Here is a 10,627-nt window from a genome sequence, read left to right on the forward strand (position 1 = left end):
CGCAAGCGGCTTGGGTGCGGCTGAGTTATTCGCCCCAGACGTCGGCGAGCACACGAACCCAGTTGTCGCCCATGACCTTGCGCACTACGCGCTCGGGCATGCCGCGCTTGAGCAGGGTCTCGGTGAGGTTGGGGAATTCGCCAACGGTACGGATGCCCAGCGGATTAACGATCTTGCCGAAGCTGGTCAGGCGGCGTGCGTAGCCTTTGTCGTGGGTGAGCCACTCAAAGAAGTCCTGGCCGTGGCCTTGGGTAAAGTCGGTGCCGATACCAATGGCATCTTCACCGACGATGTTCATTACGTACTCAATGGCTTCGGCGTAATCATCGATGGTGGAATCGATGCCTTTGGCGAGGAAGGGCGCAAACATGGTGACCCCGACAAAACCGCCGTGGTCGGCGATGAACTTCAGTTCTTCATCGGATTTGTTGCGCGGGTGATCCTTGAGTCCGCTCGGCAGGCAGTGCGAGTAGCACACGGGCTTTTTCGATTCGAGAATGACTTCTTCGCTGGTCTTGGAGCCTACGTGAGACAGGTCGCACATGATTCCGACGCGGTTCATCTCGGCAACGATTTCGCGGCCAAAGCCGGAAAGGCCGCCGTCGCGCTCATAGCAGCCGGTGCCTACCAGATTCTGGGTGTTGTAGCACATCTGCACGATGCCAACGCCAAGCTGCTTGAAGATTTCGACATAGGCAATCTGGTCTTCAAAGGCATGGGCATTCTGGAAGCCAAAGATGATCCCGGTTTTGCCTTGCTCTTTCGCCGCGCGAATATCAGCAGTGGTGCGCACCGGGATAACCAGGTCGCTGTTCTCGCGAATGAGTTTCTGGCTGGCACCGATGTTGTTTACTGTTGCCTGAAAACCTTCCCAGACCGACACGGTGCAGTTGGCTGCGGTGAGGCCGCCTTTGCGCATGTCTTCAAACAGTTCACGGTTCCATTTGGCGATGATCAGCCCGTCAATAACGATGCTGTCGGCGTGTAATTCGGCTGGGCTCATCAGGCTGTCCCCTCAAGTTATTGCGTCACATCTATTGATGACGCTTTGAGGTGAGCATATCCCCGAGGGGTGAAGTAACCCGGTGCAAAAACGACTGAGGGATTGCCGAAAGCGTCAACCCTTGGTCGCAAACGGACAGGTCATCTGGTGAAAGGATAAAGCGCCTTCCTCACTAGCCATCGTCACCACGTAGGGTGCGACAACGCGAAGCTTGTCCACCGTTAATCATCCGATCAGCTGGCTATTGGTGTTCGTGGCGGTCCTGGCTGGGGCTGGTCTGGAAGCGCTTTCGATAGCGCCGGGAGAAATAGGACGAAGACTCAAAACCGCAGGCGAGCGCGACTTCGAGCACGCTCATGTCGCTTTGGCGGAGCAATTGCCGGGCTTTATCCAGACGCAGATTCAGGTAGAAGTTGGCCGGGGTGTCATTTAGGTGCTGGCGAAACAAGCGCTCCAACTGGCGCGGGGTAATCTGCACCAAGTCAGCCAGCTGTTGCGGGGTGAGCGGGTTTTCACTGCGCCGTTCGATTTCGGCGATCACCAGGCTGAGCTTTTTGTTATGCACACCGTAGCGGCTGGTGACTTGCATGCGCTGATGATCTTGCCGTGAGCGAATGCGCCCGAGTACGAACTGTTCAGACACCTTCACCGCCATAGGCTCGCCGTGATCGCGGGCAATCAGCGTCAGCATCATGTCGATGGTTGATGTGCCGCCTGCAGTGGTGATGCGTTTGCCGTCAATCTCGAACAGTTCCTGGGTCACTTTAAGGTTCGGATAGCGCTCCTGGAATGCATTGATCGCTTCCCAATGCAGGGTGATTCGCTGCTTGGCCAGCAACTTGGCCTCGGCCAGGATAAAACTGCCGGTGTCGATAGCGCCGATCACCACGCCTTCGCGATCCAGCCGGTGCAGCCATGCCGACAATGGCTGGCTGTAGCCGCCGAGCGGTTCAAAGCCGCTGATCACAAAAACCGTATGCGGCCGGTCGTCGTGATCCAGCGCGCTTTCAACGTTGAGTGACATGCCATTGCTGGCTTGCACCGGCCCACCATCCACGCTGAGCAGGCGCCAGTCATAGAGCTCGTCTTTGAAGCGATTGGCAACGCGCAGCGGTTCAATCGAGGACATCAAGCCCATCATCGAAAACCCCGGCAGCAGCAGGAACCAGAAGGTTGTTGGCATTGCGTTGGTTCACCTCTGAAGGGCTTGATTAAGTACAGTTCGGCGCCGTAAAGCGGAGTGCTTAACAGTCGCTATAGTTCCATAAGTAGTCGCTAAAGTGCGCTTTATCCAGCGCGGTCTTGGGTATTGTGGCTGCATCGGGCGTTATCAAGTCCGAACACGGAGGGGCTGCAAGGCCTCTACAGAACAAAATCCGGGCCCTGTCGCAGGCTGTTTTGCGGCACACCGAGGCCTTGGATATAAACCGTAAAGTGAGGGAGCAAAATCATGAAACGTCTAAATTTAATCGCCGGTGGCTGTGTACTCGCCCTGTGCAGCTCGTCGTTGTTGGCTGCGGATCAAGCAAGCTGTAAGAACGTGCGTGTCGGTGCAGTCGGTTGGACGGATGTTGTTGCAACCACCGCTGTGGCCTCCACTTTGCTTGAAGGTCTTGGGTATGAAACCAAGCAGACGCAGGCATCGCAGCAGATTATTTTCGCCGGTATTCAGAAAGATCAGATTGATGTGTTCCTCGGCTACTGGAAGCCGATTATGGATGACAACATCCAGCCGTTTCTTGAGAAAAAAGCAGTCAAGGTAATGGATACGCCATCGCTCAATGATGCCGTTGCTGCACCTGCTGTGCCGACCTATGCGGCAGACAAAGGCCTGAAAACCATGGCCGATATCGTCAAGTTCAAGGATCAGCTCGATGGCAAGATTTACGGGATTGATGCCGGTTCAGGCGCCAATACCGCAATCCAGAAGATGATCGATACCAATCAGTTTGGCCTGGGCGAGTTCAAGCTGATCGAGTCAAGTGAAGCGGGCATGCTGGCTGCGGTAAACCGTGCCACGCGCAGCGACAAGCCAATCGTATTCTTCGGTTGGAAGCCGCACCCAATGAACCTGCAGCACCCGATCACTTACCTGACCGGCACTGAAGATGTGTTTGGCCCGAATGATGGCGCTGCCACGGTTTCTACCGTTACCGCACCGGATTACGCCGAGCGCTGCCCGAATGTGAATCAACTGTTGAGCAACATGCGCTTCACCAGCGAGCAGGAAAGCCAACTGATGCAGCCGATTATGGACCGTAAAAAGCCCGAGGACGTCGCCCGCGACTGGATCAAGGCCAACCCACAAATCGTCAGCGGCTGGCTCAAAGGCGTCACCACCTTTGACGGCAAACCTGCAGACAGCGTTATTGCCGCGCTGAAGTAACCCAACCCTGAACAACCCCCATGCGCGGCTTGGCCACGTATGGGTTTTTGTTGCCTGAAATTAGGAGTCACAGCCATGAATTATGAAGTCATTGTCACCTGCGCAGTTACCGGTGCTGGCGATACCGTCGGCCGGCACCCGGCAATTCCCGTGACTCCTAAGCAAATTGCCGATGCGGCAATCGAAGCGGCTAAAGCTGGCGCTACGGTTGCCCATTGCCACGTGCGTGACCCTCAAACCGGCAAACCAAGCCGTGATGTCGAGTTGTACCGGGAAGTGGTTGAGCGCATTCGTGAAAGTGATACCGATGTGATTATCAACCTCACTGCCGGTATGGGCGGTGATCTTGAGATTGGTCCGGGCGAGCAGCCGCTTGAATTTGGCGCAGGCACCGATTTGGTCGGCCCAATGGAGCGTCTCAAACACATTGAAGAGCTGCGTCCGGAAATCTGCACCCTGGATTGCGGCACCCTGAATTTTGGTGATGGCGACTACATCTATGTCTCCACACCCGCGCAGCTACGTGCTGGCGCTAAACGCATTACCGAACTGGGCGTTAAAGCCGAGCTGGAAATCTTTGACACCGGCCACCTCTGGTTCGCCAAGCAAATGCTGAAAGAGGGCTTGCTTGAAGACCCGTTGTTCCAGCTTTGCCTAGGCATCCCGTGGGGCGCTCCGGCAGACACCGTGAGCATGAAAGCCATGGTCGATAACTTGCCTGAGGGCGCGACCTGGGCCGGTTTTGGTATCGGTCGCACGCAAATGCCAATGGCGGCGCAAGCCATGTTGTTGGGCGGTCATGTCCGCGTTGGGCTTGAGGACAACATCTGGCTGGATCGCGGCGTTCACGCCACCAACGGTCAATTGGTCGAGCGGGTGATCGAAATCATCCAACGCTTGGGTGGCCGTGCACTGACGCCAGCTGAAGGCCGCGAAAAGATGAAGCTCAAAGCCGTATAACCACGTTTATCAGGCCGCAGGCCCTTGCGATTTGAAGGAAGCGATATGAAATTTGTGACTGAAGTAAAAACCTTCGCGGCCATTTGTACCGGTGTTATCGGCAGTGGCTGGGTGGCGCGGGCATTGGCCCACGGTCTTGATGTCGTGGCGTGGGACCCCGCGTCGGGCGCTGAAGCTGCATTGCGTCAGCGTGTAGCCAATGCCTGGCCAGCACTTGAGCAGCAAGGCTTGGCGCCCGGCGCCGCGCAGGAGCGCCTGCGTTTTGCCCAGAGCATTGAAGACTGTGTGCGCGACGCGGATTTTATTCAGGAAAGCGCCCCCGAAGTGCTGGCCCTGAAGCTCGATCTGCACGCTAAGATCAGCGCTGCGGCACGGCCTGATGTATTGATCGGCTCAAGCACCTCGGGGCTGTTGCCCAGCGAGTTCTATGCCGACGCACAAAACCCGCAACGCTGTGTGGTTGGACACCCGTTCAATCCGGTTTACCTGCTGCCGTTGGTCGAGGTGGTCGGCGGTGAAAAGACTGCACCCGAGGCGGTACAGGCGGCGATGCAGGTCTATACGGCCATCGGCATGCGTGCGCTGCATGTGCGCAAAGAAGTGCCCGGTTTTATTGCCGACCGCCTGCTCGAAGCCTTGTGGCGTGAAGCGCTGCACTTGGTCAACGATGGTGTGGCCACCACGGGCGAAATCGATGATGCGATTCGCTTCGGTGCGGGCTTGCGCTGGTCGTTCATGGGTACATTCCTGACTTACACTTTGGCCGGTGGCGATGCAGGCATGCGTCACTTCATGAATCAGTTTGGCCCGGCGCTGAAACTGCCCTGGACCTATCTTGAGGCGCCAGAGTTGACCGAAGGCCTGATCGACAGCGTGGTTGAAGGTACAGCTGCGCAGCAAGGCGAGCGCAGTATTGCCGAACTGGAGCGCTACCGTGATGATTGCCTGATTGCCGTTCAAGAGGCGATCCGGCAAACCAAGGCTAAACACGGTTTTGATTTCGCTGACTAAGGAATCCCTGAAAAACTACTGCGCTAGGTATTACTGCGTTGAAAAGCTGCTCTAAATGCTCATTTAGGACCACTAAAGTCGAGCGCGACCCCGGTCGTTTTTTCGCACCTTTTCGCCTTGTACTCCCGTCGCTCGCTACCTTTTTCAGAGGATCCCTAAATAAGGGCTGCCGGGCAGAGCTCGGCAGCCCATTGTAAGGAGCATGAATGACCCGGCTAACCACCTACCAAACCGAGGTATTGCCTGAGTGGGTTGATTACAATCAGCACCTGCGCGATGCCTTTTACCTGCTGATATTCAGCTATGCGACCGACTCGCTGATGGATCATCTAGGGCTTGATGAGGCGGGCAGGGCGAGTACCGGCCACACCTTGTATACCCTTGAGTGCCACCTCAATTACCTCAATGAAGTGCGTCTTGGGGCGCAGGTTGAAGTGCGTACGCAAATCCTCGCCCATGACCAAAAGCGCTTGCATATTCACCACAGCCTGCACTTGGCGGGAGTTGACGCTGCCTTGGCTGAGAGCGAACAGATGTTGATGAATATCGACGTCAACACCGGGCGTTCAGCGGTATTTGCCGACGCCGTGCAAGCCCGGGTCGATGCCTTGGCCGCTGCACATCAACACTTGCCCGCACCGGTGTATGTCGGCCGGGTCATAGGTTTGCCCAAGCGCTGATAGTCATAGCGGTAAAGGCCATGCGTAGGGTGTGACAACGCGCAGCTTGTCCACCAGAAATGGTCGTGCCAGCAAGTTCTGCGCCGCAAATGGCGGACAGAAAAGCGCTGTCCTCCCTACAGGGCGAAACCGTCTACGTAGGGTGCGACAACGCGCAGCTTGTCCACCAGAAATGGTCATATCAGCAAGTTCAGTGTTGCAAATGGCGGACAGAAAAGCGCTGTCCTCCCTACAGGGTGAAACCGTCTACGTAGGGTGTGACAACGCGCAGCTTGTCCACCAGAAATGGTCATGTCAGCAAGTTCAGTGTTGCAAATGGCGGACAGAAAAGCGCTGTCCGCCCTACAGTGGAATCGCTGCGTAGGGTGCGACAACGCGCAACTTGTCCACCAGAAATGGTCGTGCCAGCAAGTTCAGTGTTGCAAATGGCGGACAGAAAAGCGCTGTCCTCCCTACAGGGTGAAACCGTCTACGTGGGGTGTGACAACGCGTAGCTTGTCCATCAGAAATGGTCATATCAGCAAGTTCAGTGTTGCAAATGGCGGACAGAAAAGCGCTGTCCTCCCTACAGTGGAATCGCTGCGTAGGGTGCGACAACGCGCAGCTTGTCCACCAGAAATGGTCATATCAGCAAGTTCAGTGTTGCAAATGGCGGACAGAAAAGCGCTGTCCTCCCTACAGGGTGAAACCCTCTACGTAGGGTGTGACAACGCGCAGCTTGTCCACCGTGCTTCACCTACCTAGTCGCTGGGGTTGCTGGGTACCAGCGCTGTTAGTCCGTAAACCAACAACGCAATCACCACCAACAAGCTTAACGACATGCTTGGCTTACTCCGCCGCGACTTGGCGCAACTGGGCTATTGGTTGCGCTCCCAGGTTATTGAGCAGACGCTCGCTGTACCAGTCGATGAAGTTAACCACAGCGAATTCGTAGGTTTTTGAATAGGGACCGGGTTGGTAGGCGCTGGAGTTGATGCCGCGCTGGTTTTCTTCCGCCAACCGACGGTCCTGATTGTTGGTTGCATCCCAGACCTGGGTGAGACGGGCAGGGTCGTAATCAACGCCTTCGACCGCATCCTTGTGTACCAACCATTTGGTGGTGACCACGGTTTCCTGCGCGCTAATCGGCCATACCGTGAATACGATCAAGTGATCACCCATGCAGTGATTCCACGAATGGGGCAGGTGCAAGATACGCATGGAGCCAAGTTCCGGGTTTTGAATGCGGCCCATAAGCTTCTGGCAGCCACGCTTGCCATCCATGGTCATCGACTCGGTGCCCTTGAGTAGCGGCATACGCACGATACGGTTGCGCAAGCCAAAGCTGGCGTGGGCATAGGGGATTTTCTCGGCTTCCCATTTCGCGGCCGACTCGGCCACATGATCCTTGAACGCCTGATCGGCGCGCGGATCGGTGACGTCATCCCACTCGAGCAAGCTTTTCAGCAACTCCGGATGCGCACCATTGCAGTGATAGCACTCGCGATTGTTCTCTAACACCAGCTTCCAGTTGGCCTTCTCGACCAAGGTGGTTTGCGCCGCCACCTTGGTGTTTTCCATGTCGTAGGGCTCCATGTAGTGGGCCAGGGTTTCGAGAAAGTCGTCGACCGCTGGCGGGTTTTCAGCCAGCGAGATGAAGATGTAGCCACCTGCGGTTTTGCAATTGACCGGCTTGAGGCCGTACTGCTTCATGTCGAAGTCAGCGCCCATTTCAGTGCCAGCGAAAATCAGCCGCCCGTCGAGTTCGTAAGTCCATTGGTGATAGTGGCAGACCAGCTTGGCGACTTTGCCTTTGTCGCTGGTGCATAAGCGTGAGCCGCGATGGCGACAGACGTTGTGAAAGGCATGAACCTCGCCTTCAGCACCACGAATCACGATGATCGGGTTGTCACCAATTTGCAGGGTCAGGTAATTGCCCTTGGTTGGAATCTCGCAGGTCATGCCTGCAATCAACCATTCCTTATGGAAGATCTCCTGCATATCGATCTGGAACAGCCGCTCGTCGTTGTAAAAAGGTTGCGGCAAAGAGAAGGTTCGCTCACGGCTGTGCAGCATCTCGGCTGTGGCCTTGCGTGCCGGCTCAAGTGGATCGCCCAGGCTCAGGGTCGAAGTGACGTCCATCATTAGCTCCTCAATGGCGGTTTTTATCGCCGTAAAAGTGGTTTAACTGCAATCGCAAGGCGAACCAACTAGTCTGTTTTCGCCAGCCGAATGGCGGATTGGCTGAATCAAAAATGCGCGTTTGAGCACAGAGCGTCGGTGCGGGTATTTGTGTTTCGGCTGAGGGCGAGTGTGGCTGGGCCCGCGTTGTGATCCATATCCATGGGCGACACGGTCGAATCAGTTTCCGACGCGCTATCGCCCGTGGTATCGGGCAGGTCGCGATAAGTATGTGAGTGTCGCTGACAGGTAAATGGCGACAAAGCGCGTTAAGCACAATCCGCCCATCCAGGCCGATAACCGGCCGCGCGCGGAGACACGTGCATGACCACTAATGATTTTTTAAACCCGGTTACCACGCAGACCTGGAGCAACGGCCGGCATTTGGTGCGCTGCGTCAAGGTTATTCAGGAAACCTGGGATGTGCGCACCTTCTGCTTTATGGCTGATCAGCCGGTGCTGTTCTTCTTCAAGCCGGGGCAGTTCGTCACCCTTGAGCTTGAAATTGACGGTGTGCCGATCATGCGCTCCTACACCATCTCCAGCGCGCCATCGGTGCCTTATAGCTTCTCGATCACGATCAAGCGGGTGCCGGGCGGCAAGGTATCCAATTGGCTGCATGACAACCTGCAAGAAGGTCAGGATCTGGCCGTGCACGGGCCTGTGGGGAATTTCAACGCCATCGATTTCCCGACCGACAAAGTGTTGTTTCTGAGCGGCGGCGTGGGTATTACCCCGGTGATGTCGATGGCGCGCTGGTTTTACGACACCAATGCCAATGTCGACATGGTGTTTGTGCACAGCGCACGTTCGCCCAAGGACATCATTTACCATCGCGAGCTGGAGCACATGGCTGCGCGGATCAATAACTTCAGCTTGCACGTAATCTGCGAAAAGCATGGGCTGGGCGAAGCCTGGGCCGGTTATCGCGGCTACCTCAACCAGCCGATGCTGGAATTGATTGCCCCGGATTATCTTGATCGGGAAATCTTCTGCTGCGGACCGACGCCTTATATGGCGGCGGTCAAGCGCCTGTTGCAAGCCAATGGCTATGACATGCAGCGCTATCACGAAGAGGCCTTTGGCCCAACTCCGCCTGAAGTACGGGCCGAGGTTAAGGAGCTGGCTGCTGAGGCGGCCGATGCTGCCGAAGTGCCGGCAACCGATCTGCGCCAGGTTGAGTTCGTCCTGACCGGCAAGAGCATTCGCGTGGCGCCGGGAGAAACGGTGCACTCTGCGGCGGCGCAGTTGGGCCTGCATATCCCCAAAGCTTGCGGCATGGGCATTTGCGGCACCTGCAAAGTGCTTAAGACTTCCGGCGAGGTGAACATGGAGCACAACGGCGGCATCACCGATGAAGACGTTGCCGAAGGCTATATCCTGTCATGCTGCAGCGTGCCGCAAGGCGATGTGGCGATTGAGTTCTAAAACGGGTTGCCAGACCGTCAGGCGTAGCCACCTGCAGCTCAATCTACTTGGCGGGGCAACCTTTAGCACTGAGGTTGCCCCGCCAAGATGTACAAGTGTAGAAGTATCCCAGCTTTGCTAAGTTTTGCTGCTAAATGCAGACGTCCGCGCTTAAAGCGCTACTGCGCAACTCTTTGCGCATCTTTTCCCGTAAAACCTTTCTTGTAGCTTCCGCATCCAACATGCGACTAAGGCTGCAGAGGGTTGCGCAACAAGTTGCACAGTGGTGCGCAAGAAACTGCGCAGCTTTTGCGATTTTTAAGCTGTAATGCTTGGTTTTATTAACTTTATAAATCGTAAGTCATTGTATTTAAATAATATTTTCAATAATGGCATACTTGTTGTTTGCTCTTTGCTACCGGATCATCTTTTCGATCCATGACCCAAGGCAAGGAGAGCTTTCATGCCAACACCTGCGTATCTGTCCCTCGAAGGCACAAAACAAGGCTTAATTACTGCCGGCACTTTCACCGAAGACTCGGTCGGCAACATCTTCCAGGAAGGTCATGAAGACCAGATTCTGGTTCAAGGTTTCAACCACCAAGTCATCATCCCACGTGACCCACAGTCGGGCCAACCGACAGGTCAGCGCGTTCACAAGCCGCTGATGATCACCAAGGTTTTCGACAAGGCTTCGCCACTGATTTTCAACTCGTTGACTTCCGGTGAGCGTCTGAACAAGTGTCGTCTGGAGTGGTACCGCACCTCTTCGACCGGTACTCAAGAGCACTACTTCACCATCGAGCTTGAAGATGCTGTGATCGTTGATGTGCAGTCGCGTATGCCGAACTGCCAGGATCCAAACATGGCTCACTTCACCCACCTCGAAGACGTGTACTTCACCTACCGCAAAATCGTTTGGACTCACGAAGTCTCTGGCACTTCGGGTTCGGATGACTGGCGTACTCCAATCGCTTAATCACTGATTAAACGATTGTGCAAAACGTTCGGCCAGATTTA

The 10,627-nt window shown here is 55.7% G+C and carries 9 protein-coding genes; 6 read left to right on the plus strand and 3 right to left on the minus strand.

Translation table 11 applies throughout. The annotated features are described in order from the left end of the window. Positions 1 to 25 precede the first annotated feature (25 nt). A complete protein-coding gene (locus tag ACN0UH_RS08290; RefSeq protein ID WP_417661603.1) occupies positions 26 to 1,003 on the minus strand; it encodes a dipeptidase in 978 nt (325 codons plus the stop codon). A gap of 241 nt (positions 1,004 to 1,244) precedes the next feature. Next, complete coding sequence (locus tag ACN0UH_RS08295; RefSeq protein ID WP_417661604.1) at positions 1,245 to 2,186, minus strand: GlxA family transcriptional regulator; 942 nt, start codon at positions 2,184 to 2,186, stop codon at positions 1,245 to 1,247. 267 nt (positions 2,187 to 2,453) lie between these two features. On the opposite strand from ACN0UH_RS08295, the gene choX reads away from it, so the two are divergent. The 4 genes from choX to ACN0UH_RS08315 all read left to right on the plus strand — a co-directional run bounded on the left by choX (position 2,454) and on the right by ACN0UH_RS08315 (position 6,040). Next, on the plus strand, positions 2,454 to 3,389 hold the full coding sequence (choX, locus tag ACN0UH_RS08300) for a choline ABC transporter substrate-binding protein (RefSeq protein ID WP_417661605.1): 936 nt from the start codon (positions 2,454 to 2,456) through the stop codon (positions 3,387 to 3,389). 75 nt (positions 3,390 to 3,464) lie between these two features. Continuing rightward, a complete protein-coding gene (locus ACN0UH_RS08305) occupies positions 3,465 to 4,349 on the plus strand; it encodes a 3-keto-5-aminohexanoate cleavage protein (protein ID WP_417661606.1) in 885 nt (294 codons plus the stop codon). Positions 4,350 to 4,394: 45 nt separating this feature from the next. Further along, positions 4,395 to 5,360 (plus strand): L-carnitine dehydrogenase, encoded by a 966-nt coding sequence (locus tag ACN0UH_RS08310; protein ID WP_417661607.1) that lies wholly within the window; start codon positions 4,395 to 4,397, stop codon positions 5,358 to 5,360. Positions 5,361 to 5,566: 206 nt separating this feature from the next. Further along, a complete protein-coding gene (locus ACN0UH_RS08315) occupies positions 5,567 to 6,040 on the plus strand; it encodes a thioesterase family protein (RefSeq protein ID WP_417661608.1) in 474 nt (157 codons plus the stop codon). Between the two features lie 828 nt (positions 6,041 to 6,868). On the opposite strand, the gene gbcA is transcribed toward ACN0UH_RS08315, so the two are convergent. Continuing rightward, entirely contained in the window at positions 6,869 to 8,161 is a 1,293-nt protein-coding gene (gene gbcA / locus ACN0UH_RS08320; protein WP_417661609.1) for a glycine-betaine demethylase subunit GbcA, read from the minus strand. Positions 8,162 to 8,524: 363 nt separating this feature from the next. Between gbcA and gbcB the strand changes: the two genes are divergently transcribed. Continuing rightward, positions 8,525 to 9,628, plus strand: a complete 1,104-nt coding sequence (gene gbcB, locus ACN0UH_RS08325) for a glycine-betaine demethylase subunit GbcB (RefSeq protein WP_417661610.1) — start codon at positions 8,525 to 8,527, stop codon at positions 9,626 to 9,628. A 442-nt stretch (positions 9,629 to 10,070) separates the two neighbouring features. Then, positions 10,071 to 10,586: an Hcp family type VI secretion system effector gene (locus tag ACN0UH_RS08330; RefSeq protein ID WP_087515713.1), complete on the plus strand. Its 516-nt coding sequence runs from the start codon at positions 10,071 to 10,073 to the stop codon at positions 10,584 to 10,586. Positions 10,587 to 10,627 lie beyond the last annotated feature (41 nt).

The organism is Pseudomonas sp., assembly GCF_048265905.1.
Taxonomy (GTDB): Bacteria; Pseudomonadota; Gammaproteobacteria; order Pseudomonadales; family Pseudomonadaceae; genus Aquipseudomonas.

Bases quoted from the DNA above. Each gene is read 5' to 3' on its own strand.
- ACN0UH_RS08290 (WP_417661603.1), bottom strand. From the start codon at position 1,003: ATGAGCCCAGCCGAATTACACGCCGACAGCATCGTTATTGACGGGCTG.
- ACN0UH_RS08295 (WP_417661604.1), bottom strand. From the start codon at position 2,186: ATGCCAACAACCTTCTGGTTCCTGCTGCTGCCGGGGTTTTCGATGATG.
- choX (WP_417661605.1), top strand. From the start codon at position 2,454: ATGAAACGTCTAAATTTAATCGCCGGTGGCTGTGTACTCGCCCTGTGC.
- ACN0UH_RS08305 (WP_417661606.1), top strand. From the start codon at position 3,465: ATGAATTATGAAGTCATTGTCACCTGCGCAGTTACCGGTGCTGGCGAT.
- ACN0UH_RS08310 (WP_417661607.1), top strand. From the start codon at position 4,395: ATGAAATTTGTGACTGAAGTAAAAACCTTCGCGGCCATTTGTACCGGT.
- ACN0UH_RS08315 (WP_417661608.1), top strand. From the start codon at position 5,567: ATGACCCGGCTAACCACCTACCAAACCGAGGTATTGCCTGAGTGGGTT.
- gbcA (WP_417661609.1), bottom strand. From the start codon at position 8,161: ATGGACGTCACTTCGACCCTGAGCCTGGGCGATCCACTTGAGCCGGCA.
- gbcB (WP_417661610.1), top strand. From the start codon at position 8,525: ATGACCACTAATGATTTTTTAAACCCGGTTACCACGCAGACCTGGAGC.
- ACN0UH_RS08330 (WP_087515713.1), top strand. From the start codon at position 10,071: ATGCCAACACCTGCGTATCTGTCCCTCGAAGGCACAAAACAAGGCTTA.